Annotated in this window: 21 protein-coding genes; 5 read left to right on the top strand and 16 right to left on the bottom strand. The window is 71.8% G+C overall.

The features are described 5' to 3' along the window. Positions 1–383 precede the first annotated feature (383 nt). The 11 genes from ACIBLC_RS21460 to hisD all read right to left on the bottom strand — a co-directional run bounded on the left by ACIBLC_RS21460 (position 384) and on the right by hisD (position 11,769). Complete coding sequence (locus tag ACIBLC_RS21460) at positions 384–1,793, bottom strand: PucR family transcriptional regulator (RefSeq protein ID WP_399212657.1); 1,410 nt, start codon at positions 1,791–1,793, stop codon at positions 384–386. Positions 1,794–1,915: 122 nt separating this feature from the next. Beyond that, positions 1,916–4,168, bottom strand: a complete 2,253-nt coding sequence (locus ACIBLC_RS21455; RefSeq protein ID WP_399212656.1) for a LuxR C-terminal-related transcriptional regulator — start codon at positions 4,166–4,168, stop codon at positions 1,916–1,918. 573 nt (positions 4,169–4,741) lie between these two features. Beyond that, positions 4,742–5,704 carry an alpha/beta hydrolase family protein gene (locus ACIBLC_RS21450; protein ID WP_399212654.1) on the bottom strand — a complete coding sequence of 321 codons (963 nt, stop codon included), beginning with the start codon at positions 5,702–5,704 and terminating at the stop codon, positions 4,742–4,744. Positions 5,705–6,072: 368 nt separating this feature from the next. Beyond that, positions 6,073–6,828: an imidazole glycerol phosphate synthase subunit HisF gene (gene hisF, locus ACIBLC_RS21445; protein ID WP_399212653.1), complete on the bottom strand. Its 756-nt coding sequence runs from the start codon at positions 6,826–6,828 to the stop codon at positions 6,073–6,075. Continuing rightward, complete coding sequence (locus ACIBLC_RS21440) at positions 6,825–7,223, bottom strand: RidA family protein (protein WP_399212651.1); 399 nt, start codon at positions 7,221–7,223, stop codon at positions 6,825–6,827. The genes hisF and ACIBLC_RS21440 overlap by 4 nt, the downstream gene beginning before the upstream one ends. Next, entirely contained in the window at positions 7,220–7,948 is a 729-nt protein-coding gene (gene priA, locus ACIBLC_RS21435; RefSeq protein WP_399212650.1) for a bifunctional 1-(5-phosphoribosyl)-5-((5-phosphoribosylamino)methylideneamino)imidazole-4-carboxamide isomerase/phosphoribosylanthranilate isomerase PriA, read from the bottom strand. The genes ACIBLC_RS21440 and priA overlap by 4 nt, the downstream gene beginning before the upstream one ends. Before the next feature lie 3 nt (positions 7,949–7,951). Further along, positions 7,952–8,599: an imidazole glycerol phosphate synthase subunit HisH gene (gene hisH, locus ACIBLC_RS21430; protein WP_399212649.1), complete on the bottom strand. Its 648-nt coding sequence runs from the start codon at positions 8,597–8,599 to the stop codon at positions 7,952–7,954. Next, positions 8,590–8,754, bottom strand: a complete 165-nt coding sequence (locus tag ACIBLC_RS21425) for a hypothetical protein (protein WP_383687021.1) — start codon at positions 8,752–8,754, stop codon at positions 8,590–8,592. Before ACIBLC_RS21425 ends, hisH begins: the two co-directional genes overlap by 10 nt. Further along, complete coding sequence (gene hisB, locus ACIBLC_RS21420) at positions 8,751–9,344, bottom strand: imidazoleglycerol-phosphate dehydratase HisB (protein WP_399212648.1); 594 nt, start codon at positions 9,342–9,344, stop codon at positions 8,751–8,753. Before hisB ends, ACIBLC_RS21425 begins: the two co-directional genes overlap by 4 nt. Next, on the bottom strand, positions 9,341–10,468 hold the full coding sequence (locus ACIBLC_RS21415; RefSeq protein WP_399212647.1) for a histidinol-phosphate transaminase: 1,128 nt from the start codon (positions 10,466–10,468) through the stop codon (positions 9,341–9,343). Before ACIBLC_RS21415 ends, hisB begins: the two co-directional genes overlap by 4 nt. Then, positions 10,447–11,769, bottom strand: coding sequence for a histidinol dehydrogenase (gene hisD, locus ACIBLC_RS21410; RefSeq protein WP_399212646.1), 1,323 nt, complete (start codon positions 11,767–11,769; stop codon positions 10,447–10,449). Before hisD ends, ACIBLC_RS21415 begins: the two co-directional genes overlap by 22 nt. Before the next feature lie 212 nt (positions 11,770–11,981). On the opposite strand from hisD, the gene ACIBLC_RS21405 reads away from it, so the two are divergent. The 4 genes from ACIBLC_RS21405 (at position 11,982) to ybaK (ending at position 16,022) form a co-directional block, all read left to right on the top strand. Continuing rightward, positions 11,982–13,562 (top strand): oxidoreductase, encoded by a 1,581-nt coding sequence (locus tag ACIBLC_RS21405; protein WP_399212645.1) that lies wholly within the window; start codon positions 11,982–11,984, stop codon positions 13,560–13,562. Between the two features lie 170 nt (positions 13,563–13,732). Continuing rightward, positions 13,733–14,752 carry a hypothetical protein gene (locus ACIBLC_RS21400; RefSeq protein ID WP_399212644.1) on the top strand — a complete coding sequence of 340 codons (1,020 nt, stop codon included), beginning with the start codon at positions 13,733–13,735 and terminating at the stop codon, positions 14,750–14,752. An 11-nt stretch (positions 14,753–14,763) separates the two neighbouring features. Continuing rightward, positions 14,764–15,504, top strand: coding sequence for an LON peptidase substrate-binding domain-containing protein (locus tag ACIBLC_RS21395; protein ID WP_399212643.1), 741 nt, complete (start codon positions 14,764–14,766; stop codon positions 15,502–15,504). A gap of 17 nt (positions 15,505–15,521) precedes the next feature. Then, complete coding sequence (gene ybaK, locus ACIBLC_RS21390) at positions 15,522–16,022, top strand: Cys-tRNA(Pro) deacylase (protein ID WP_399212641.1); 501 nt, start codon at positions 15,522–15,524, stop codon at positions 16,020–16,022. 271 nt (positions 16,023–16,293) lie between these two features. Here ybaK and ACIBLC_RS21385 read toward each other — a convergent pair whose 3' ends face one another. The 4 genes from ACIBLC_RS21385 to ACIBLC_RS21370 form a co-directional block, all read right to left on the bottom strand. Continuing rightward, positions 16,294–16,941, bottom strand: a complete 648-nt coding sequence (locus tag ACIBLC_RS21385; RefSeq protein WP_399212640.1) for an AAA family ATPase — start codon at positions 16,939–16,941, stop codon at positions 16,294–16,296. Positions 16,942–16,975: 34 nt separating this feature from the next. Then, positions 16,976–17,797, bottom strand: a complete 822-nt coding sequence (locus ACIBLC_RS21380) for an ABC transporter permease (protein WP_399212639.1) — start codon at positions 17,795–17,797, stop codon at positions 16,976–16,978. A gap of 109 nt (positions 17,798–17,906) precedes the next feature. Next, on the bottom strand, positions 17,907–18,881 hold the full coding sequence (locus ACIBLC_RS21375) for an ABC transporter ATP-binding protein (protein ID WP_399212845.1): 975 nt from the start codon (positions 18,879–18,881) through the stop codon (positions 17,907–17,909). 205 nt (positions 18,882–19,086) lie between these two features. Further along, positions 19,087–20,304: an NYN domain-containing protein gene (locus ACIBLC_RS21370; protein WP_399212637.1), complete on the bottom strand. Its 1,218-nt coding sequence runs from the start codon at positions 20,302–20,304 to the stop codon at positions 19,087–19,089. Between the two features lie 223 nt (positions 20,305–20,527). Between ACIBLC_RS21370 and ACIBLC_RS21365 the strand changes: the two genes are divergently transcribed. Next, the gene (locus ACIBLC_RS21365) at positions 20,528–20,707 is read left to right on the top strand and encodes a hypothetical protein (protein WP_399212636.1); all 180 of its coding nucleotides are present in this window, start codon (positions 20,528–20,530) and stop codon (positions 20,705–20,707) included. A gap of 155 nt (positions 20,708–20,862) precedes the next feature. Here the strand turns inward: ACIBLC_RS21365 and dnaE are convergent, their stop codons facing one another. Next, a complete protein-coding gene (gene dnaE, locus ACIBLC_RS21360) occupies positions 20,863–24,399 on the bottom strand; it encodes a DNA polymerase III subunit alpha (protein WP_399212635.1) in 3,537 nt (1,178 codons plus the stop codon). Positions 24,400–24,641 lie beyond the last annotated feature (242 nt).

Below are 24,641 nucleotides of genomic sequence, written 5' to 3'. Positions count from 1 at the left end.
CAGGGCGAGCACCCCGCCGAGGCCTCGGACGACCGCGCCGGCGGCGAAGACGGGCCCGGTGCCCCACCAGCCGATCCCGGCGGCGGTCAGCGGCATGCTCAGCGGGGCGAGGCCGAAGCTGACGATGCCGGACACGGAGCTGACCCGCCCGAGGTGGGCGGGGTGCACGTAGGTCTGGAGCAACGCGGCGCACAGGGCTCCGCTGAGTCCCGCCGGCAGTCCGACGCGGAGGGCGACCCCGACGGCGACCGTGGTGACGTACACGAGCGCCCCGATCGCCACCGCGCGGTCGCGAACAGTGGCGCGGCCACCGTGAGGACGGCGGCGCCGGTCTCGCGCAACTTCTCTTCCGCGACGTCCGGCCGGACGTCGCGGCCGGGCGGTTACAGGTCGAGCAGGGAATGGGCGGCCAGGGCGAGCGACAGTTCCACCACGTCCGCGGGGCGGGTGAGCGAGCGGCCGGTGAGCTGCTCGCAGCGGCGCAGCCGGTTCAGGACCGTGTTGCGGTGACAGTAGAGCCGCCCGGCGGCCCGCTGGGCGGAACCGTCACAGGCGAGCCAGGCCGTCAGCGTGTCCACCATGACGTCCCGGTCGGACGGGTCGAGCCGGAGCAGGGGCCCGAGCACCCGCTCGGCGAGCGCCGCCCCGAGGACCGGAGCGGAGACGACCAGCGCGGCGGGCAGATGCTCCTCCAGTACGACGGTCCCCCCGGACCGCGGACAGGCCCGCAGCGCCGTGTCCGCCAGGCGGCGGGCGTCACCGATCGCCGCGAGCCCGTCCACCACCGGGCTCACGCCGACCCGTGCCACGGACGGGGCGGTCAGCCGGCGGGCGATCTCCCCGGCGTCCAGGTCGAACCCGTGCGTCCTGGGATGCTCCCCCTCACGGCCGTCGGCGCCGGTCACCGGTTCGGCACCGGCGCCGAGGCCGAGGCCTTCATCGACGAGACCGTTCTCGTGGCCGTGCCCGGGCTCGTCCCCGTCATGGGGGTGACCGCCGAGCAGCACGATGCCGTAGCTCCCGCCGCTGTCGCGGTCGGCGTCGCGGTACCAGAGGACCCGCAGGCCGGAGAGGTGCACCTGACTCCGCGCGTCCGTGAACGCCTGGCCGACGGGCAGCCGGGCCAGCACGACCGCGTACCGGCCCCGTTCGGGCAGCCCGAGGGCGGCCGCGGTGGCCGGCAGGTCGGCGATACGCGCGGTGCCGTCGAGCAGCGCGGCCGTCATCAGCCGCAGCCGGTTCTCCCGGCGCCACATCAGCTCGCGCTCCGTCTGCCGGTAGGCGTCGGCGACGACGGTGCAGTGGTCGTCGACGAAGTTCCACACGTCGGCGGCCACATGGATGAGCAGCCGCGCGTCGGAGGGGTGGCGTCGGGTCGTCTCGTCGACGAGTCCCTGCCAGACCATGCCGCCGCCCAGCCGGAAGGCGCGCAGCAACGCGTCGAGCGGCAGGCCGCGTTCGGCCCTGGCCCTGCCGATGGCCCAGGAGCAGCGGTGCGCCGCCTCGCGCAGTTCACCGGGCCGGATCAGGGAGCCGACGTTGAGCCGCAGCGAGCGCTGCACCTCGTCGCGCACGCTGTCGACGTCGGCCTCCATGGCGGTGCGGTACGCCGGTTCGCGCTCCCTCAGGAGGACCATCAGCCGCTCGGTGAGTTCGGGCAGCCCCGCCATCAGCGCCCGGGCGGCGCGGTGCAGGACCAAGAGGGCCTCCGCGTCGACGGCCGGACGGACGGCCGGTACCAGGGGCCGCGGTCCGGGCAGGGTACGGACATGGGCGGGTACGAGGTGCTGCATCGCTGTCCTCCACCGGAGTCGGCTCAATCCGGCCGGCCCGGTCGGCCGACGCGCGGACGCGCGGCACACAGGGCACTCCGGACCTCCTGATCCCGCAGGATGACATACCGCCCAGTCGGTACCTAGGGGTGTGCGTCGGTCTTCTCCGCCCGGTCCACCCAACGGGACAGCTCGACACGGGAGCGGACCCCGAGCGCGGCGAAGACATTCCGCAGGTGATGGTCCACGGTGCGGGTACTCACGGACAGGCGCAGCGCCACCTCTCGGTTGGTGGCTCCCTCGGCCACGCAGCGGGCGATGCGCAGCTGCTGGGGCGTCAGGAGCCGCAGCGGACCGGCCGGTTCAGCCGCTCCGGCGTCCCCGGAGGCCCGCAGCTCGGCCCTCGCCTGGGTGGCCCAGCCGAGGGCGCCGCCGCGTTCGAAGGACATCAGCGCGTCGCGCAGCCGGCCGCGGGCCTCGACCGGTCTGCGCTGCCGCCGCAGCCAGGCGCCGTACAGGAGTTGGGTGCGGCCGCGTTCGAAGTCCCCGGCCGCGTCGTCGTGGCGGGCGAGCGCGGTGATGAACAGCGCCTCGCAGTCCTCGGGGTCGCTCAACAGCGCACGGCAGCGGGCGAGTTGGGCGGGGGCCTGCGGATCGGCGCCCTGCGCGGCCCAGTGGGCGAACTCGGCCACCGCCGACCGTGCGGCCGCCGCCTGGCCGGTGCGGGCCGCCGCCTCCACGAAGCAGGGAACGGCGAGCATCCGTACCGCGAAGTGCCCTCCGCGCGGGCCGGCACCGACCAGCGGGCCGAGCCGGGCGGCGGCCTCGGGGAGTCTGCCGCGGGCCAGGTCGGCACGGGCCCTCGCCCACTGGGACAGTGTGGCCGCCTGCGCGAGGCCGTGCGGCGCGGCGACGCGTTCGGCGGCGGTCGCGTGCTCCGCGACCGCCTCCGAGGACCCCTCGACCGACGCCACCAGAGCGAGGATCGCGTGGTGGTGGGCGGCGAGGTTGTGCTGGCCCGCGCCGAGGGCGGTGCGCAGGCCGTCCTCGGCGTGGGCGCGGGCACGGGCGTGCCGGCCGGCGCGCAGTTCTCCGTAGGCCAGGCGTTCCAACGCCTGGGCGACCAGGACGTACGGGCCACGGGCTCTGGCGACGGCGAGCGCACGGGAGTTGGCCCGGCCCGCGGCGGGGAGGTCACCGGCGACGAGGGCGGCACCCCCGGCCCGCAGGAGGACGTCCGGACCGTCGGGGACTCCTTCCGCCCCCGCCCCGGCGACCACCTCCCGCAACAGCTGTCGTCCGCTGTCCAGCCGGCCGTGCATCACCGCGGACATCCCCGCCCGGTAGGCCGCGAGCCGCGTGTCCGGTTCCGGCTGCTCCGGAGTGTGATCCAGGGCTTCCAGGTACGCCGCCGCGTCGCCCATCGCCCAGGCCGCGTCCAGGGCGGCGAGCCGTGCGGCCAGCGCCCGCGGGGCGTCGGCCGGGGCCAGCAACTCGGCGGCCAGCAGCAGCGCTTCGCGGGCGTCGGCGACCGGGCCGTCCTGGAGAGCGAGCTGCCCGCTCACCAGTTGGGCCGCTCCGCGCACGGCGTCCTGCACACCCTCGCACCCGGCCTGCGCGAGCAACTCCCGTGCGCGGTACGGCAGTCCCGCCAGCCTGGCCTGATCGGCGGCGTTGATCAGGCGGACGGCTCGCAGCCCCTGGTCGGCGGCGAGTTCGGCGGACCGCGCCCAGGCCGCCGAACGCTCCGCGGGGGTCGGCCCGCTCCCCCGCGTCGATGCCGCGGCGGCGGTGGCGAGTGCGTCGCCGAGACCGGGCGCGGGAGCCGTGGCCGCCGAGGCCCGGTGGAACAGTGCGGGCAGGGCGGTCGGGTCACCGGTGTGGGCGTCGGCCAGCAGCCGGTGGGCCGCACGTCGTCGAGCGCGCGGGGCGTTTCCGTAGAGGGTGCGGGCCAGGTAGGCGTCGACGATGCCGATCCGGCCTCCGGTGAGCCGGAGAAGCCCAGCGGCCTCGGCGGCGTCGAGTGCCCCCGCGTCGACTCCGCCCGCCCCGGCCGCCCGCAGCACCACCGCGGCGTCCGCCCCGACACCCCTCGCATCCCGCTCCCGCTCGACCGCCACCAACAGCAGCAGGTCGGCCGCGACTTGCGCCGTCGCCGACCCCGACCCCGACCCCGATCCCGGCGAACCGCCGCCGTGGCCCGCCGAGTTGGACGGCTGAAGGACAGCTGGCGTACCGACCGGGTACTCACCGGCGCCGGACGATGGAGCGGGCGCCCCGCAGGGCCCCGCCCCTTCCCCGGCCTGCGACACCCACGCGCCGCCGACGCCGGACACACCGACGTCCGTCACCTCGGTGTCGGTCACCCCGATGCCGGTCACGCCGGCGCCCGTCACACCGACGTCCGTCGCACCAACGTCGTATACGACGATCCCGGCGTCGCCGCCGTCCCCGGCCTCCGGATACTCCAGCCTCTTCAGCCGCCGGCCCGGACTCCCGTCGCCGACCGGGTCGGTTCCGGGGACCGCCGCTGATCCGGTCGGGGCAGGCGGCAGAGTCGCGGAACCCGTTGCGGGGAGGGTGTCCGGCGCGCGTCCCGGGGACGGTGGCCGAGCGGGCGCGCGGCTCCGGCCCTGCTCGGTCGACACCCCCCGGGAGGGCGGCGGTGATGCGCTCCGGGGCACCGTCCGGAGTGGACTTCGCACAGTCGCGTTTCCCGTCACGACCGTCAGGTTACTTCCGCGTAAACGAAGGCGGAAGCCCTGCGTTCGCATGCCCCCGCACACCCCGGCACCCCCGGTGACCAGCGCGAAGACCGCCCTCACGGAGGAAGCGGATGGGCGGGCTCCCAGACTCGGCGGGCAAGGCTTGTGCGCCCGCACAAGCCGGAGCCGCAACCCGCACGCAGGTGACGGCCGCCAGAACGGCGGCCGTCACTCACGCACGGGATCAGACCGTGCCGCGCGCGGTCAGGAGGTGTGCGGGCAGTTGCCCCGGTACTCGGCGATCGTCAGCGACGCCTGCGGCAGCGGGCAGAGGAACTGCTCGTAGCGGGTGTCATTGTCGATGAATCGCTTGAGCCACGAAATGCTGTACTTCGCGATCGTGGTGTTCGAGCTGTTGGGCGTGAAGTGGGTGGCGCCCCTCAGCTCCAGGTACGCCTTGTCGAGCGAGCTCGGCAGACTCCGGTAGAACGGCTCGGAGTGCGAGGCCACCGGTGCGATCGTGTCGCCGTCGGCGCCCACGATCAGGGTTGGCGTCCTGACCTCCGGCCAGGTGGTGTCCAGGTTCCACCCGGTGAGCGGGATCGCCGCCTGGAGCGAGGGGCGGCTCTTCGCGGCCTCCAACGTGCCGCCACCGCCCATCGAGTGACCCATCACGCCGAGCCGGCTGCTGTCGATCCTGGTCCGCACGGAACTGCTCTGGGTCAGGTAGTCGAGCGCGGCGAGCAACTGCCGCCCGCGGCTGTCGGGCTGGTCGAGGGTGGTGTTGGTGTCGATGGTGAACACGACGAAGCCCTGGGAGGCCAGCCGGGGCCCGAGCCAGGAGATGGACGACTGGTACGCGGTGTACCCGGGCGAGATGACCACCGCGCCGAACGTGCCGTCGCTGGTCGAGGTCGGGTAGTACACCGTGCCGCCCCCGAACCCGCTCACGGACAGCGAGGAGACGCTGGTCTGGGAGACGGCGTAGGACCCACGGGACGCCTCGATACTGGACACCGTGGGGGCGGGGCCACGCTCGTAGGGGTTCGCGGCGGCCTGCGCCTTGGTGACCGGGGCGGTGATCGCCTGCGCTCCGGCGGCCTGCGCGGCGACGAGACCGCCCGCGGCCAGCAGGGTCGCGAGGCCGGCCCGCGCCAGACGGCCGGTGAGCCGGTGCGGGCGGTGGGGGGTGGGTGTGGCGGGGACTGCGGGGTTCGACTGCTGCACGGCGGGTGCATCCTCTCGGTGAGGGGCGACGGACCCGCGCCGCGGCCGTAACGCCGCCATGGCATGAGGGTGGAAGACGCACGCTGCGAAGCGGCGGGGTCCGTCTCGGTGGTTGCGTTGGCAACTGTCCGTCCCGACCCCGACCCCGTACATCGGCAAAATCACCGGTGTCGCCCCGACACCCCCGGACCCCCGCCCCACGCGGCACCACACACGAAGCACCGCCGCACCGCCCACACGGCACCACACGCGAAGCACCCCCGGCACCACACACGAAGCACCCGCGAAGCACCCCCGCACACAGAACACGGCCCGCCCCCGGAGACGAAAGCTGCCGGGGGCGGGCCGTGGACGGTGGCGCGGAAAGCTCAGCGGACGGGATGCCCCGCCCCCCGCAGTGTCTCCTTCACCTCGCCGATCCGCAGATCGCCGAAGTGGAAGACGGAAGCGGCCAGCACCGCGTCGGCGCCCGCCGCGATGGCCGGCGGGAAGTGGTCGAGCCGGCCGGCACCGCCGCTGGCGATCAGCGGAACGGTCACGTGCTTGCGTACGGCCTCGATCATCTCGATGTCGTAGCCGTCCTTCGTGCCGTCCGCGTCCATCGAGTTGAGCAGGATCTCCCCCGCGCCCAGCTCGGCGGCCCGGTGCGCCCACTCGACGGCGTCGATGCCGGTGCCGGTGCGCCCGCCGTGGGTGGTGACCTCGAAGGAGCCGCTCCCGGTCCTGCGCGCGTCCACCGACAGCACCAGCACCTGCCGCCCGAACCGCTCCGCGATCTCCCGGATGAGCTCGGGCCGGGCGATCGCGGCGGTGTTGACCCCGACCTTGTCGGCGCCCGCCCGCAGCAGCTTGTCCACGTCCTCGGCGGTGCGGACACCGCCGCCCACGGTCAGCGGGATGAACACCTGCTCGGCCGTACGGCGCACCACGTCGTACGTGGTCCCGCGGTTGCCGGAGGACGCCGTGATGTCCAGGAAGGTCAGCTCGTCGGCGCCCTCGGCGTCGTACACCTTGGCCATCTCGACGGGGTCGCCCGCGTCGCGCAGGTTCTGGAAGTTGACGCCCTTGACCACCCGGCCGTTGTCGACGTCCAGGCAGGGGATGACTCGAACCGCCAGGGTCATGACGCCGACTCCCCCCGGAACGCCTCCACCTCGACCTCGACGACCAGACTCGGGTCCACGAAACCGGAGACGATGATCATCGAAGCCGCGGGGCGCACGGAGTCGAACAGCTCCTTGTGCGCGCGGCCGATGTCCTCCACGTCCCGGGCGTGGGTGATGTACATGCGCGTACGGACGACGTCGTCGCGCCCGAGACCGAGCTGCTCCAGCGCCGCGAACGCCACGTTGAAGGAGTTGACCGTCTGCTCGTACGGGTCGCCGGCGGCGATCTCCCCGTTGATCACGGAGGTGCATCCGGCGACCAGCACCAGGCCGTTCGGCAGTTCCACCGCGCGGGAGTACCCGAAGGCCTCCTCCCAGGGCGCGCCGGTCTGGATACGTCGTACGCCGCTCACAGGGCAGCCACCGCTTCCAGCGCCTCTTCCAGGGTGAACGCCTTCGCGTACAGCGCCTTCCCGACGATCGAGCCCTCGACGCCGAGCGGCACCAGCTCGGCGATGGCGCGCAGGTCGTCCAGGGAGGAAACGCCTCCCGAGGCGACGACAGGACGGTCGGTCGCCGCGCACACACCGCGCAGCAGCTCCAGGTTCGGGCCCTGGAGGGTGCCGTCCTTGGCGATGTCCGTCACCACGTACCGCGAGCAGCCCTCGGAGTCGAGGCGCTCCAGCGTCTCGTAGAGGTCGCCGCCGTCGCGGGTCCAGCCACGGCCGCGCAGCGTCGTGCCGCGTACGTCGAGACCGACCGCGATCCTGTCGCCGTGCTCGGTGATGATCTTGGCGACCCACTCGGGGGTCTCCAGGGCGGCGGTGCCGAGGTTGACGCGGGTGCAGCCGGTGGCGAGGGCGGCGGCGAGGGTGCCGTCGTCGCGGATGCCGCCGGACAGCTCCACCTTGATGTCCATGGCGCCGGCGACCTCGGCGATCAGCTCGCGGTTGTCACCGGTCCCGAACGCGGCGTCGAGATCGACGAGGTGCAGCCACTCGGCGCCCGACCGCTGCCAGGCGAGGGCCGCCTCCAAGGGGGAACCGTACGAGGTCTCCGAGCCGGACTCGCCGTGGACGAGGCGGACCGCCTGGCCGTCACGGACGTCGACGGCGGGGAGGAGTTCGAGCTTGGCCATTGTCTACAGGGTTCCGATCCAGTTGGTGAGCAGCTGGGCTCCGGCGTCGCCGGACTTCTCGGGGTGGAACTGGGTGGCCCACAGGGCGCCGTTCTCGACCGCCGCCACGAAGGGCTTGCCGTGCGTGGACCAGGTCACCAGGGGCGCCCGCAGCGCCGGGTTCCCGACCTCGAGGGACCAGTCGTGGACGGCGTAGGAGTGCACGAAGTAGAAGCGCGCGTCCGTGTCGAGCCCGGCGAAGAGCCGGGAGCCCGCCGGGGCTTCGACGGTGTTCCAGCCCATGTGGGGCACGATGTCGGCCTGGAGCGGCTCGACCGCGCCGGGCCACTCGTCGAGGCCCTCGGTCTCCACGCCGTGCTCGATGCCGCGCGCGAAGAGGATCTGCATGCCGACGCAGATGCCCATCACCGGGCGGCCGCCGGCCAGCCGCCGGCCGATGATCCAGTCGCCGCGCGCCGCTCGCAGGCCCTTCATGCAGGCGGCGAACGCGCCGACACCGGGGACCAGCAGCCCGTCGGCGTTCATGGCCTTGTCGTAGTCACGCGTTATCTCGACCTCGGCGCCCGTGCGCGCGAGGGCCCGCTCGGCGGAACGCACGTTTCCGAAGCCGTAGTCGAAGACGACGACCTTCTTGGGGGCGGTCAACTCCACACCGCCAGTCGCATCACACCCGCGACGAGACACATCGCGGCGCCGATCGAGACCAGCACGATGAGGCTCGCCGGCATCTTCTGCTTGACGAAGGAGTACACCCCGCCGAGCAGGAAGAGTCCGACGACGATCAGGATGCTCGACAGGCCGGTCACAGCGCGCCCTTCGTGGAGGGGAGGATGCCGGCGGCGCGCGGGTCGCGCTCGGAGGCGTACCGCAGGGCGCGGGCCAGCGCCTTGAACTGGCACTCCACGATGTGGTGCGCGTTGCGCCCGTAGGGGACGTGCACGTGCAGCGCGACCTGGGCCTGCGCGACGAAGGACTCGAGGATGTGCCGGGTCATCGTCGTGTCGTACTCGCCGATCATCGGCGCCATCTTCTCGGGCTCGGTGTGCACGAGGTAGGGGCGGCCGGAGAGGTCGACGGTGACCTGGGCGAGCGACTCGTCCAGCGGGACCGTGCAGTTGCCGAAGCGGTAGATCCCCACCTTGTCGCCGAGCGCCTGCTTGAAGGCGGCGCCGAGCGCGAGGGCGCTGTCCTCGATGGTGTGGTGCGAGTCGATGTGCAGGTCGCCCTCGGTCTTCACGGTCAGGTCGAACAGACCGTGCCGGCCGAGCTGGTCGAGCATGTGGTCGTAGAACCCGACCCCTGTCGACACGTCGACCTTGCCGGTTCCGTCGAGATCGATCTCGACGAGGACCGACGTCTCCTTGGTCACCCGCTCCACTCTTCCGACGCGGCTCATGCGCTCTGCTCCTTCTTCAGTTCACGTACCGCGTCCAGGAACGCGTCGTTTTCGGCGGGAGTTCCGGCGGTGACCCGGAGCCGTCCCGGGATGCCGTTGTCCCGGACCAGGACGCCCCGGTCGAGGATCTTCCGCCAGGCCTCGTGGGCGTCGGCGAACCGCCCGAACTGTACGAAGTTGGCGTCCGACTCGGTCACCTCGTAGCCCATCGCGCGCAGTTCGGCGACCAGCCTGTCCCGTTCGGCCTTGAGCTGCTCCACGTATCCCAGCAGGGTGTCGGTGTGCTCCAGGGCGGCCAGCGCGGTCGCCTGGGTGACGGCCGACAGGTGGTACGGCAGCCGTACGAGCTGGACGGCGTCGACGACCGCGGGGTGGGCGGCGAGATAGCCGAGGCGCAGTCCGGCCGCGCCGAACGCCTTCGACATCGTCCGGGAGACGACGAGATTCGGCCGACCTTCGATCAGCGGCAGCAGCGAGTCGCCGTGGCTGAACTCGATGTACGCCTCGTCGACCACGACCATGGACGGCTTGGCCGCCTGCGCGGCCTCGTACAGCGCGAGGACCGTCTCGGGCGGGACCGCGTTGCCCGTGGGGTTGTTGGGGGTGGTGATGAAGACGACGTCAGGCCGGTGCGCGGCGATCGCCTGCTCGGCGGCGGCGAGGTCGATGGTGAAGTCCGCGCTCCGCGGGCCGGAGATCCAGCCCGTCCCGGTGCCGCGCGCGATGAGCGCGTGCATCGAGTACGAGGGCTCGAAACCGATCGCGGTCCTGCCGGGTCCGCCGAAGGTCTGGAGCAGTTGCTGGATGACCTCGTTGGAGCCGTTCGCCGCCCAGACGTTCTCGGCGCCGACCGGGTGCTTGCCGGTCTTCGTCAGGTATGCGGCCAGCTCGGTGCGCAGCTCGACCGCGTCGCGGTCGGGGTAGCGGTTGAGGTTCCGGGCGGCCTCGCGGACCCGCTCGGCGATCCGCTCGACGAGCGGTTCGGGCAGCGGGTACGGGTTCTCGTTGGTGTTGAGGCGTACGGGGACGTCGAGTTGGGGCGCGCCGTACGGGGTCTTGCCGCGCAGCTCGTCGCGTACGGGGAGGTCGTCGATTCCGAAGGTCACTGACCCGGCACCTTCCATCCGAACCGTGCCTTGATCGCCGCCCCGTGTGCGGGCAGGTCCTCGGCCTCCGCGAGCGTCACCACGTGGTGGGCCACGTCCGCGAGGGCGTCGCGCGTGTAGTCCACGATGTGGATCCCGCGCAGGAAGGACTGGACGCTCAGCCCCGAGGAGTGGCAGGCGCACCCGCCGGTGGGCAGTACGTGGTTGGAGCCGGCCGCGTAGTCGCCGAGGGAGACCGGCGCCCAGGGGCCGACGAAGATCGCGCCGGCGTTCTTGACCCGGTCGGCCACGGCAGCCGCGTCGGCCGTCTGGATCTCCAGGTGTTCGGCTCCGTACGCGTCGACCACCCGCAGACCCTCGTCGATGCCGTCGACCAGCACGATCGCGGACTGCCTGCCCGCCAGCGCCGGGACGATCCGGTCCTCGATGTGCCTGGTCGCCGCGACCTGCGGCTCCAGTTCCTTCTCGACCGCGTCGGCCAGCGCCACGGAGTCCGTGACGAGGACGGCGGCGGCCAGCGGGTCGTGCTCGGCCTGGCTGATCAGGTCGGAGGCGACGTGCACCGGGTCGGCGGTCTCGTCCGCGAGGACGGCGATCTCGGTGGGGCCGGCCTCGGAGTCGATGCCGATCCTGCCGGTGAAGTAGCGCTTGGCGGCGACGACCCAGATGTTGCCGGGGCCGGTGACCATGTTGGCGGGCGGGCAGGACTCGGTGCCGTAGGCGAACATCGCGACGGCGGTCGCGCCGCCTGCCGCGTACACCTCGTCGACGCCGAGCAGCGCGCAGGCGGCGAGGATCGTCGGGTGCGGCAGACCGCCGAACTCCGACTGCGCCGGGGACGCGAGGGCGATCGACTCGACGCCCGCCTCCTGCGCCGGGACCACGTTCATGATCACGGACGAGGGGTACACGGACCGGCCACCGGGCGCGTAGAGCCCCACACGCTCCACCGGCACCCACTTCTCGGTGACCGAGCCGCCGGGCGCGACCTGGGTGGTGTGCGTGGTGCGGCGCTGTTCGCGGTGGACCAGGCGGGCCCGGCGGATGGACTCCTCCAGTGCCGCGCGCACGGCCGGGTCGAGCTGATCGAGCGCGTCCGTGATCGCCCGCGCCGGAACCCGTACGGACTCCAGCCGTACGCCGTCGAACTTCTCCGCGTAGTCGATCAGTGCCGCGTCTCCCCGATGATGGACGGCCTCGCAGATCGGACGCACCTTCTCCAGGGCGGCCGTGACGTCGAAGTCGGCTCGGGGCAGCAGGTCGCGCAGGGCGGCACCCTCGGGGAGGGCGTCGCCGCGCAGGTCGATTCGGGAGATCACGGGGCCAATTCTCTCAGACTGCGAATGGGCGTCGGACGCCCGTATCAATGGCTGATACAAGCCATGGAAGATCAGGGGGGTCCGGGAGGTGTCCCCCCGGAGACCACAGCACCGTTAGCGTTCGGGACGTCACCGAGCGGGCATTGAACGGTTGTCCGAAACCCGCGAGTGGCTGGGGATGACGCCAGTAGCCGGGGAGGAAGGGAAGAGCCGTGAGCGAGGGTGCCGGCATCCGAGGCGGGGAACTGCCGGACGAGCTGACCGCCGCCGAGGCCGGAATGTGGCAGTCCTTCCGCAACGGCAGCGTGTACGACCTGCGGGGCGGGGACACGCTCGCCGACGATCCGCACGGCGGCCATCCCTGGGGTCCCGAGCGCAGTGTGCGGGCCCGGATCGTGGCGTGGCTGCTGCTCGACGGACCGCCCGCCCTCCAGGGCCGCGTCGCCTCCCTGAAGCTGACCGGCGTGCAGATCACCGACGTGCTCGATCTCGCGGGCGGCAGCGTCGAGCCGTACGTCGAGCTGAAGGAGTGCCGGTTCGAGAAGGAGGTCCTGCTGCCGGAGGCCCGGTTCCGGACCGTACGGCTGGTGAACTGCTCGGTGCCGCGGCTGGAGGCGGCCCGGTTGCACACCGAGGGCGACCTGCATCTGCCGCGCTGCCGCTTCCACAACGGCGTACGCCTCACCGACGCGCACATCGGCACGGACCTGCTGCTGAACCAGGCCGTGGTCTACCGGGACCGGCGCGGGCGTTCGATCACCGGCGACGGCATGACCGTCGGGCAGGACCTCCAGGCGGAGATGCTGGAATCGCACGGCGAGCTGAGCCTGCGCGGGGCCAGCGTCGGCGTCTCGCTCAGCCTGCGCGGCAGCAGGCTGAGCAACCCCTACACCCGCCTCGCGCTGAACGCGCCCCAGCTGACCGTCAACCGCACGCTCTACATGACCCCGGCGGGCGTCAGCAATCCGCCGCTGACCAGCGGCACGACCCCGGCGCGCGGCACGGTGGTGCAGCGGTTCGAGTGCCGGGGCGGGATACGCCTGGACGACGGGCGGTTCGGCGACGCGCTCGACCTGGAGCGGGCTCGCTTCACCTTCGACGACGACCAGGAGCTGTCGCTGCGCCGGGTCCAGACGCCCGAGCTGCGTTTCCTCGGGGAGAGACCGGAGCGCGGCAAGGTGGTGCTGTCGGGCGCCAAAGTGGTCAACCTGGTCGACAGCGCGGCCAGCTGGCCGGGGCCCGGCGGCCTCCACATGGGCGGCTTCGGCTACGAGAACCTCGTGCCGCAGGGCGCGTTCCCGCTGACCCGGCGCCTGGAGTGGGTGGCCGCGGCGACCGCCGAGTACAACCCGGAGCCGTACGAGCGGCTGGCCACCGTGCTGCGCAACTCCGGCGAGGACGAGGACGCCCGCGAGGTACTGCTCGCCAAGCAGCGCCGCCGGCGCGAGACGTTGCCGCTCGCCGCCAAGCTCTGGGGTTACGCGCAGGACTGGACGGTCGCCTACGGGTACCGGCCGGGGCGGGCCGCCCTGTGGATGGCGGTGCTGTGGGCGGCGACGTCCATCGCCTTCCGGCACGCCGACCATCCCCCGCTCAAGAACGGCGAGCACCCGCCGTGGAACCCGTCGCTGTTCGCCCTGGACCTGCTGCTTCCGGTGATCGACCTGGGCCAGGTGGGCTTCTGGCAGCTGCGCGGCGGCTGGCAGTGGCTGGCCGCCGTGGTGATCCTGCTGGGCTGGATCCTGGCGACGACGGTCGCGGCGGGGGCGACCCGGCTGCTGCGGCGCGGCTGACGGGCCGCGCGCCGTACCCGGTCGGCCGGCCCGACAGCTGACCGACAGTAGAACAACAGTCACATTTTACTTCCCCTTGACCAAGGGGCGTACAACCAATCGGGGGTTACGAAAGCTTCACCGCGTCTCCCTGTCACCGCCCCGAAACGCTGCTTTCAATGGTCTCCACCATGGCAATGCTACGCGCGTTCATCCGGGCCGCCCGGATGGCCGCACACACCTCGCGCCTCGCTGCCGGGCTGCCGGCCGACGAGGAGGTGCTGCTCGACGTCCCGGACGAGCGGCTCGGTCCCGCGCTGGTGGCGGCGGGCCGCGGAGAGTACGCCCCCGCGGCCAAACTGCTCACGACCACGCGCGAGGCGGCCGAGTGGGAGAACCGCGACCGGTACGCGACGCGCCTCGCCCTCTTCGCGCGCTCCCGCGACGAGTGGCTGCGGGAATGGCAGGCCGCCTCCCCGCACGACCCGGACGCCCTGCTGGTCAAGGCCGAGCTCGCGGTGTCCCGGGGCTGGGAGTCCCCGGCCCGCGTCGAACTGCTGCGCGAGGTGGGCCCGCTGATCGCCGCCGCCGCCGAGGGCGACCCGCGCGACCCGGTGCCCTGGCGGATCGCGCTCGACCAGGCCCGCGGCACGAACGCCGGGCACACCGAGTTCGAGCAGCTGTGGGGCGAGGCAGTACGCCGCTCCCCGCACCACTACGGCTGCCATGTGGCCGCCCTGCGGTATCTGTCGGCCGCCTGGTACGGCTCGCACCGCGAGTGCTTCGACTTCGCCGAGCGGGCCGCCCAGGACGCGCTGCCCGGCTCCCTGGTGCAGGCCCTGCCGGTGCGGGCCGCCTTCGCGTATCTGACCGAGGGCGGCGGCGCCCCGGTGCCGCGCGAGCGCCTCGACGCGGCGGCCGGCCTCGCGATCGGGGTCTCGGCGACGTACGGCGCGGGCGACGCCTGGCCCGCGGAGGTCCGCAACCTCCTCACGTACGTCCTGGTCAGGCTGGAACGCTGGGAGGACGCCCTGGAACAGCTGCGCGCGATCGGCCCGTACGCGACCTCGTTCCCCTGGGACCGGGTCTCGGACGACCCCCTGGGGCAGTTCCTGGAGCTGCGTGACGGGGTCCGTCTCGAGGTCGCTTCGGGTATGCCCCTGCATCCACGGAGTGAGCGCGGCGGACGCGCTCGCTCCGGCGACCATTAGGCTCTCCCGTCGTGACCACCGTCCGGCTCCCGCTCTTCCCCCTGAACTCGGTTCTGTTCCCGGGGCTCGTGCTTCCTCTGAACATCTTCGAGGAGCGCTACCGCGCCATGATGCGCGACCTGCTCAAGACCCCGGAGGACGAACCGCGCCGGTTCGCCGTCGTCGCCATCCGCGACGGCCACGAGGTCGCGCCCACCGCACCCGGCATGCCGGACCAGACCGCGGAACCCCAGCGCGGGCCCGGGGCCGGCTTCGGCGACGACCCGGCCAAGGCCTTCCACGAGGTGGGCTGCATCGCGGACGCGGCGACCGTCCGGGAGCGCGACGACGGCAGCTTCGAGGTGCTGGCGACGGGGACGACCCGCGTGCGGCTGCTCTCGGTCGACGCCACCGGCGCGTTCCTCACGGCCGAACTGGAGGAACTGCCCGAGGACCCCGGCGAGGAGGCCGGCGCGCTCGCTGAGGGCGTCCTGCGGGCCTTCCGGCAGTACCAGAAGCGACTGGCGGGGGCCCGGGAGCGTTCCCTGACCACCGGAGCCGACCTTCCGGACGAGCCGTCGGTCGTCTCCTACCTCGTCGCGGCCGCCGCGATGCTGGACATCCCGGCGAAGCAGCAGTTGCTCCAGGCCCCCGACACGGCCGCCCGGCTGCGCGAGGAGCTGAAACTCCTGCGCACGGAGACCGCGATCATCCGCAACCTGCCGTCGTTGCCCGCGGCGGAACTGACACGCGGCCCGACGAGTCTCAACTGACGCATCCGAGAAGGCCGATGGCGAAGAAGTCGAAGAAGCAGCAGGCCGGGGGCACCCCGGCGACCGTGGCCCTCACCGCGGCGGGCGTCCCGTTCACGGTGCACGCCTACGAGCACGACCCCGCCCACCCCAGTTACGGCGAGGAGGCCGCCGAGGCGATGGGGGTCTCCCCGGAGCGGGTCTTCAAGACGCTGGTGGCGGACGTGGACGGCACGCTGACCGTCGCGGTCGTCCCCGTCGCGGGCACCCTCGACCTGAAGGCCCTGGCCACCGCGGTGGGCGGCAAACGCGCGACGATGGCGGATCCGGCGGCGGCCGAACGCACCACGGGATACGTCCGCGGCGGCATCTCCCCCCTGGGCCAGCGCAGGAAACTCCCCACGGTGCTGGACGCCTCGGCGTCCGCCCACCCCACGATCTGCGTCTCCGCCGGCCGCCGCGGCCTGGAGGTCGAACTCGCCCCCGACGACCTCCGCACCCTCACCGACGCGGTCTCCGCCCCCATCGGCCGTGCCTGACCCCTCGACGTTTCCCCCGTCCTCGGTTAAGCACGAGAGACATGTCGAAGAGAACCCGGAAACGCAAGTGGCGCACCAGGAAGGGCCGAGCGAACCACGGGAGGCGCCCGGCGTAGAGATCTTTCAGCGCGTCCGGGGAGCTCTTTCAGCCCGTCCGGCGTTTGAGGACGAGCGCGAAGCGCGACAGGGGGTCTGGGGGCGCAGCCCCCAGGAACGGGACGGGAAGGGGCGGAGGGGGCGAAGGAAACAAGGCCCGCCCCACCCGCGGCCCCTAGACGGCCGGCGGCGCATCCTCGTAAGGGCTGAGAAACGGATCAGGATCCCGCGGCCCGAACAGCGCCATGAGTCCGAGATGAACCACCAGCGCCGCCAACGACCACGCCAGCAACGCCCCCTTGGCCCCCAGCTTCAACGGCGCGGAGAAGGCAACCCCCTTCCCCACTTCCTTGGCGTGCGCGACCACATCCGACGTGGGCCCGAGCCACATCCCGATCCGCCACGCGAGCAACGACCCGAGCAGCCCCCCGACCGCGAGACCGACCACCAGCGGCACACCCCCACGCCGCCGCAGCAGAAACACCACCAGCGCACTCACCGCCCCGAACGCCAGTGCCAGCAGAGTGAACGTTCCGTCGACTCCGATGGCCTGCTCGCCCTCACTGTCCTTGAGGTACACCGCGCTGTCGTCCGCGATCAGCGGCACCGACGGCGCCAGCCACCACCACAGCAGCCCGAGCAGCACCCCGCCGAGCGCCACGGCCACCGCGATCACGGCGGCCTCACGCACTTCGGTCTTCATCCCGGGGCCGTCCTGGTCGTACTCGGACGCCCCCGCCGCGCCATGGGCGGGCGGAACCTGCCAGGCGTCGTGCGAGGGCTGATGGTGCGGCGGCGGAGGCGGAGTCAGCGGAGCGGTCACCCTGACATCGTGCCAGGCCCGCCTGTCGGCCGCGTCACCGGACGGCCGCCCGGCGGTACGCCCAGGTCGCCAGAGCCAGCGAGGCCACCCCGACGCCCGCGCAGACGGCGAGGTTCCCGAAGACGGCGGCCCAGTCGGGATGGTCCCCGAAGGTCCGCGCGAAGGCCTCCACCCCGTACGTCGAGGGCACCAGGTCACGCCCGTACTGCACCACCGTCGGCAGCCGGTCCGCCGGCAGCACCCCCAGCAGCAGCGCCGCCGACATGCCCAACTGCCCCAGCAGCGTGGCGAGTTCGGGGCGCGGCGCGAGCAGCCCCAACGCCGCGCCGAGCCCGGCGAGCGCGGCTCCCGCGAGCGGGATCACCAGGACGAGCACCCAGAGGTTGGTCAGGGGCAGCCCGTAGAGCACACAGCCGAACACGGCGGTGAAGACGGTCCCCGGCACCGTGAAGGACGCGTACGCGCCCGCCGCGCCGAGCACGACGGCGGCCGGCGGCACCGGCAGTGTCGCGTAGTGGTCGAGCCCGCCGTCGGCGCGGAGCTGCCCGAAGTACTGGGCGAGGAGGTTGAGGCCGACGTAGGCCACCACGAGGACCGACGACCCGGCCACCACGGCCCGGGCCTCGCCCCCGCCGTCCACCACGCCACGCATCAGGATCATGATCCCGACGGACTGGAAGGTGGCCACGAACAGCAGCGGGATCCGCGCGACGCGCGCCCGGGACAGCTGTGCCCGGTACACGGCGGCCAGCGACGGCCACAGCCGCGCCCGAGGCCCCAGTTCCGCGGCATCGGAGACGTCCTCGGCCACGGACAGCACACTGCCCGGCAGCACCTCAGCGGGTACGACACTCACGTCGAGCTGCTCCTCTTCACTCCGGCAGCAGTCCTGCTCTCACGGCCCATGACAGTCCGTACGGATTCCGTGCTCCGCACACTCAGGTCGCTCCGCACACTCAGGTCGCTCACGCCTTCACCAGTCCCTGCGTGGCGGCGCCGCCCAGCGCCAGATACACATCTTCCAGGCTCGGCGTGGCCAGGGTGAAATCGTCCAGGGCGGCGAAGGCGGCTCCGCCGGTGACCGTGGCGACGGCCGCGCGGGCCTCCTCGGGGCCCAGCCGCAGGGTCCAGCGCCGGCCGGACTCGACGGCGCGCTCACGCAGCGCGGCGACCTCGGGGACGTGCAGCGGGGCACGCTCGCGCCAGACGAGCTCGACGCGCACCTCCCCGGCGACCTGTTCCTTCAGCCCGGCCGGGGTGTCGCAGGCGATGACCCGGCCCCGGTCGAGGACGGCTACCCGGTCGAGGACGGTCTCGGCCTCGATGACGTTGTGGGTGACCAGCAGCACGGTCGTGTCGCGCTCCGCCCGGCGCCGGTCGACGGCGGCCCAGACTGCGCGGCGGGCCATCGGGTCCATGCCGGTGGTCGGCTCGTCGAGGACGAGCAGCGGCCGCTCCCCCACCAGTGCGGCGGCGACGCAGGCGAGGCGCCGCTGTCCGCCGGACAGCTTCTTCAGAGGCCGGGCGGCGATCGAGGTGAGACCCAGCTCTTCCAGAACGGCGTCCCGCTCGGTCCGCGCCGCGCGGAGTTCGAGCCCGCGCAGCCGCGCGGTCGTCTCCGCGGCGAGCGACACGGTCATCTCGTCGAGGGCGGTGGACTCCTGGCCGAGGTACGCGAGGATCCGCGCCGCCCGCTCGGGGTGGCGCACGATGTCGTGCCCGAGGATCTCCACGCTGCCGCTGTCGGGACGCAGGAGCCCGGTCAGCTGCCGTACGACGGTGGACTTGCCCGCGCCGTTCGGCCCGAGCAGCCCGAAGATCTCACCGCGCCGGATGTCCAGACGTACCCCGTCGGTGGCCCGTATCTCCGGGGTGGCGGGGGTACCGCGCCGGCCGCGCACGGCCGGGTAGGTCTTGGTGAGCCCGCGCACCGCGCACACGACATCACCCCTGTGCCCGTTGCGGACTGCCCCTGCCCTGCGCGTACTCACGAAGGACGAGACTACGGGGTCCGATGCCCCGATATGAGCCCGGGGCCTCGGCTCACCCCGCCGCGAGACCGCTCGCGGGCCTGTGACCGGCCCACGGGAGGCCCGTTCCGCGCCCGTGGCCCACTCGTCGCGGGGGCGGCCCACCGTCTCGCGCTCAGTCCCCCGCCGGCGCGTGTTCCGCCGCCGTCCGCACGTCGATCTCGCGCCAGAAGCCCGCCCGGATCGCGTACCGGTCGTGCTCGTCGATCTGGTCGTCCTTGTGCGCGAGCAGCCCGAAGCGGGCCGCGTAGCGCAGCAGTTCGCCGTCCACCCGGTGCGGAACGCGGGGGTACATCGTGGACAGCTTCTGGAGATGGCTCTGGTCGGTGAGCCGGCCCATCCAGCGGCGCGCGAAGACCTGCCCCACCTCGTAGGGATCGCCGCCGACCGTGGTGATGTCCTCCTCACGGTCCGCCCAGCGCTGCTCGGCGGAGGTGAGCTGGGCGAGGGTGGGCAGCGAGGCGGCCTCCGCGGACTCGGCGGCGCCGCCGGGGCGCTCGACCCAGCCCTTGTCGGACGACCAGCGCAGGGTCGCGCTCGCGGGGTGCTGGGCGGGCTGTGTGCCGGGCCCACGCAGCGCGGCCAGATCCTTAGGGGTGGGTACGCCCTTGGACGCGGGCGTCCGCTCCTCGGCGCCGTTCGCGGACGTGTCCGCCGAGGTGTGCTCCGTCTCCGGCGCGGACCGCTCGGCCGCGGCGGCGTGCGCCGACTCGGGCAGCGGCGCGGAGAGGATCGCGGCGATCTCGGGGCGCGGCACCGGCGACGGCGCGCAGATCCCGCCGAGTTCCTTGGCGCGTACGGCCTTGGTGATCCAGGCCCGGTCGAGCACCCGGCGCTCGTCGGCCTCGGCCACCAGGTCCTCGGACTGGTTGTAGTCCCCGTCGGCCGCCTGCACGGCCCACAGGTGTACGGCGACCCCGTGCTCCTTGGCCGCCATCATGCCCGGCAGCAGATCGCCGTCGCCGGTCACCAGGACCACGTCGGAGCAGGCCCGGTTGCGGGCCAGCTCGGTCAGCTCCGCGTGCATGGCGGCGTCGACGCCCTTCTGGGCCCACCGCCCGTCGCTGCGGGTCAGAGCGCCCAGCCGCACCGTGACACGTGGCATCACGCGCAGTCTGCGGTGCTCCGGCTGTGGTACGCGGTCGGGGGCACCGTCGAACCAGTAGATGCGCAGCAGCGGCCGCTCCGTGTCGGATTCGGCGCGCTCGCGCAGGCCCTGGATGAGGGCGGCGTGGTCGACGGTGATCCGGGATCGGGAGGAGTCCCCGGCGAGGAGGCTGGCGGCAGCCCCGAGCAGATACCCGGCGTCCACCAGGACGATGCAGCGGTCCACGCGGTCCACCCTCTTTCCGGGAGGTTTGCTACGGGCTTCCTTCGAGTCTGCCCGACCACGCGGAGGTTAACGGCCGGAACTCGATCTTCGGCGTGGCGTATCCGGGGATCACCCTCCGACAGGGCTTATTACGCACGGTAATTCTCCGAAATGCGCTACTTCTCAGCCTATGTGAATCTGATTCCGGCCCTGGCCCCTAGAACCCCCGCGGGAGGCAATCACCATGGCCAAGAACAAGAACCGCAAGCAGGGCGGCCAACAGGACCGTTCCTCGCAGGCCGAGCGTGCGCAGGAGCAGGCCGACCGGTCCTCGACAGAGGCACAGCAGTCGCCGATGCCGCAGATCCAGGGCAGCCCGGCGGATGTCGCCCGTAAGCACCAGAAGCGTTTCGGCCACAACTAGAACCCGGCGCCGGGCTGTTGAAGCCCGAACGGGCCGTCGAGGCCCGTGCACACGCCGAGGGGCGCATCCGGATCCGGATGCGCCCCTCGCGTACGTCGGTCGGCAGGTCGCCCGCCAATGTCCGTCTGTTGTCCGCCTGTTCTCCGCCCGTTGTGTCAGCCGGCCAGACAGGCCGGTCCGAGGAGCACCTTCAGGTCACCGAAGAGTGCCGGGTCCGGCTTCACCCGGTGCCGGTCGAGCCGCAGCACCGTCGTCTTGAGCGGGCCCTGGAGCCTGATGCGGACCTCGCTCTCGCCCTTGTGGTGACTGAGGATCTCACCGAGCCGGCTCACCATCGGCGGGGTGACCTTCACGGACGGGATGGTGAGGATCACCGGCGCGTTGGTGCCCGCGTTCGACAGGTCGGGGACCTGGAGCTCCATCGCGACGAGCCGCGGCACGTCCTCGCGCTTGTCGAGGCGCCCCTTGACGAACACCACGGCGTCCTCGACGAGTTGGGTCGACACCAGTTGGTAGGTGGCGGGGAAGAACATGCACTCGATGGAGCCCGCGAGGTCCTCCACCGTGGCGATCGCCCAGGCGTTGCCCTGCTTGGTCATCTTGCGCTGGAGGCCCGAGATGATGCCGCCGATGGTCACCACCGCGCCGTCCGAGTGCTCGCCTCCGGTGAGCTGGGAGATACCGGCGTCCGCCTTGTCGGACAGCACGTGCTCCAGGCCGAAGAGCGGGTGGTCGGAGACGTACAGACCGAGCATCTCCCGCTCCTGGGCGAGCAGATAGACCTTGTCCCACTCGTCGGCCGTGAACTCGACGTCCAGGCCGAAGCCCGGCTCGCTGGTGTCATCGTCGCCGCCCCCGAAGAGGTCGAACTGCCCCTCGGCCTCCTTGCGCTTGACCGCCACCACGTTGTCGATCATCGGCTCGAACTGCGCGGTGAGGCCCTTGCGGGTGTGCCCCATCGTGTCGAACGCGCCCGCCTTGATCAGCGATTCGGTGGTGCGCTTGTTGCAGGCGACCGCCTCGACCTTGTCGAGGTAGTCGGGGAACGAGCCGTACTTCCCCTTGGCCTTGCGGCTCCTGATGATCGACTCGACCACGTTCGTCCCGACGTTGCGGACGGCCGAGAGGCCGAAGAGGATCACGTCGTCGCCCTGCGCGGCGAAGTTCTGCTCCGACTCGTTGACGTTCGGCGGGAGCACCTTGATGCCCATGCGCCGGCACTCGTTCAGATAGACCGCGGACTTGTCCTTGTCGTCCTTGACCGAGGTGAGCAGCCCCGCCATGTACTCGGCGGGGTAGTTCGCCTTCAGGTACGCGGTCCAGTACGAGACCAGGCCGTACGCGGCGGAGTGCGCCTTGTTGAACGCGTAGCCGGCGAAGGGGACCAGCACGTCCCACAGGGCCTTGATGGCCTCGTCGCTGTAGCCGTTCTTCTTGGCGCCGGCCTGGAAGATGGTGAAGTTCTTCGCCAGTTCGTCGGGCTTCTTCTTGCCCATCACGCGGCGCAGGATGTCGGCCTCGCCGAGCGAGTACCCGGCGATGATCTGGGCGGCCTTCTGCACCTGCTCCTGGTAGACGATCAGGCCGTAGGTGACGGCCAGGACCTCCTGGAGGGGCTCCTCCAGCTCCTTGTGGAGCGGGGTGATCTCCTGGAGCTTGTTCTTGCGGAGCGCGTAGTTGGTGTGAGAGTCCATGCCCATCGGGCCGGGACGGTAGAGCGCCGAGACGGCGGAGATGTCCTCGAAGTTGTCGGGCTTCATCAGGCGCAGCAGCGAGCGCATGGGGCCGCCGTCGAACTGGAAGACGCCGAGGGTCTCACCGCGCTGGAGCAGTTCGAAGGTCGTCGGGTCGTCCAGCGGGAGGGCCAGCAGGTCGAGGTCGACACCCTTGTTGGACTTCACCATCTTGACGGCGTCGTCCATGATCGTCAGGTTGCGCAGGCCGAGGAAGTCCATCTTCAGCAGGCCGAGCGACTCGCACTGCGGGTAGTCCCACTGCGTGATGGTCACACCGTCCGTGTGCCGCACCCAGACCGGGGCGTGGTCGACGATGGGCTCGCTGGACATGATCACGCCGGCCGCGTGCACGCCCATCTGCCGGACCAGGCCCTCGACGCCCTTGGCGGTGTCGATGACCTTCTTCACGTCCGGCTCGTTCTCGTACATCGCCCGGATCTCGCCCGCCTCGCTGTAGCGCGGGTGCGCGGGGTCGGTGATGCCGCTGAGGTCGATGCCCTTGCCGAGGACGTCGGCGGGCATGGCCTTGGTGAGGCGGTCGCCCATCGCGTACGGGTAGCCCAGCACGCGCGCGGAGTCCTTGATGGCGTTCTTCGCCTTGATCTTTCCGTACGTGCCGATCATGGCGACCTTGTCGGCGCCGTACTTCTCGGTCACGTACCTGATCACCTCGACGCGCCGACGCTCGTCGAAGTCGATGTCGACGTCGGGCATGGAGACGCGCTCGGGGTTGAGGAACCGCTCGAAGATCAGACCGTGCGGGATCGGGTCGAGGTCGGTGATGCCCATGGCGTAGGCGACGATCGAACCGGCCGCGGAGCCACGGCCGGGGCCCACCGCGATGCCCTGGTTCTTCGCCCACATGATGAAGTCGGCGACGACGAGGAAGTACCCCGGGAACCCCATCTGGATGATGACGTCCATCTCGTACTCGACCTGCTTCTGGCGGTCGTCGGGGACGCCGCCGGGGAAGCGCCGCTCCATGCCGAGGCGGACCTCCTCCTTGAACCAGGTGACCTCGGTGAACCCCTCCGGGATGTCGAACTTCGGCATGAGGTTCTTCGCCTCGAACATGCCGGCCGTGTCGATCTGTTCGGCGACCAGGAGGGTGTTGGCGCAGCCCTCCTGCCAGGCGTCCGAGGAGTCGACGGCGTACATCTCGTCCGTGGACTTCAGGTAGTAACCGGTGCCGTCGAAGCGGAAGCGGTCCGGGTCCGAGAGGTTCTTGCCGGTCTGGATGCACAGCAGCGCGTCGTGCGCGGTCGCCTCGTGCGCGTACGTGTAGTGCGAGTCGTTGGTCACCAGGGGCGGGATGCCGAGCTTCTTGCCGATCTCGAGCAGGCCGTCGCGGACCCGGCGCTCGATCTCGATGCCGTGGTCCATCAGCTCCAGGAAGTACCGGTCCTTGCCGAAGATGTCCTGGTACTCGGCGGCCGCCTTGAGTGCCTCGTCCTTCTGGCCGAGCCGCAACCGGGTCTGGAGCTCACCGGAGGGGCAGCCGGTGGAGGCGATGAGGCCCTCCGACCACTGGGAGATGGTCTCCTTGTCCATGCGCGGCCACTTCGTGAGCCAGCCCTCGGCGTACGCGTCCGAGGAGAGCTTGAAGAGGTTGTGCAGGCCCGTACTGTTCGCCGCCCAGATCGTCTTGTGCGTGTAACCACCCGAACCGGACACGTCGTCCCGCTTCTGGTGCGGCTGGCCCCACTGGATCTTGCGCTTGTTGCGCCGGGACTCCGGGGCGACGTACGCCTCGATCCCGATGATCGGCGTGACGCCCATCTTCTTCGCCGTGTGGAAGAAGTCGTACGCCCCGTGGAGGTTGCCGTGGTCGCTCATGGCGATGTGCGACATGCCCATCTCATTGCAGGCATTGAACATGTCCTTGAGCCGCGCGGCACCGTCCAGCAGCGAGTACTGGGTGTGGACGTGCAGGTGCGTGAACGGCGGCTTTGACACGGCTTCGGCCTCCTGAGGAAACGCTGGGCTAAGGGCTGCGGACAGTCTGGGGGGACAGCGTCGAAGTCTATGCCGGGGCGCTGACACTCCGCGGGCGGTCCCGCGTACCTTCATGCGGGTACTCGTTCGGTGAGCGCGTACCTTCGCCCGGGAGATCCGGGCACTCCGGCGTTCCGTCGCCCGTTGGAAGTGGACGGGACGCCTGTCCCGGGCCTGTCCCACACGTCAAGCACCACCTGCAC

Source organism: Streptomyces sp. NPDC050535, from assembly GCF_044457665.1.
In the GTDB taxonomy this organism is placed as follows: Bacteria; Actinomycetota; Actinomycetes; order Streptomycetales; family Streptomycetaceae; genus Streptomyces.
The sequence above is the reverse complement of the archived record's forward strand: the minus strand, read 5'-3'. Positions and strand labels throughout refer to the sequence as shown.

Coding starts and splice junctions, on each gene's coding strand:
- ACIBLC_RS21460 (WP_399212657.1), bottom strand. CDS start 1,793: ATGCAGCACCTCGTACCCGCCCATGTCCGTACCCTGCCCGGACCGCGG.
- hisF (WP_399212653.1), bottom strand. CDS start 6,828: ATGACCCTGGCGGTTCGAGTCATCCCCTGCCTGGACGTCGACAACGGC.
- priA (WP_399212650.1), bottom strand. CDS start 7,948: ATGGCCAAGCTCGAACTCCTCCCCGCCGTCGACGTCCGTGACGGCCAG.
- hisB (WP_399212648.1), bottom strand. CDS start 9,344: ATGAGCCGCGTCGGAAGAGTGGAGCGGGTGACCAAGGAGACGTCGGTC.
- ACIBLC_RS21415 (WP_399212647.1), bottom strand. CDS start 10,468: ATGGAAGGTGCCGGGTCAGTGACCTTCGGAATCGACGACCTCCCCGTA.
- ACIBLC_RS21400 (WP_399212644.1), top strand. CDS start 13,733: ATGGCAATGCTACGCGCGTTCATCCGGGCCGCCCGGATGGCCGCACAC.
- ybaK (WP_399212641.1), top strand. CDS start 15,522: ATGGCGAAGAAGTCGAAGAAGCAGCAGGCCGGGGGCACCCCGGCGACC.
- ACIBLC_RS21365 (WP_399212636.1), top strand. CDS start 20,528: ATGGCCAAGAACAAGAACCGCAAGCAGGGCGGCCAACAGGACCGTTCC.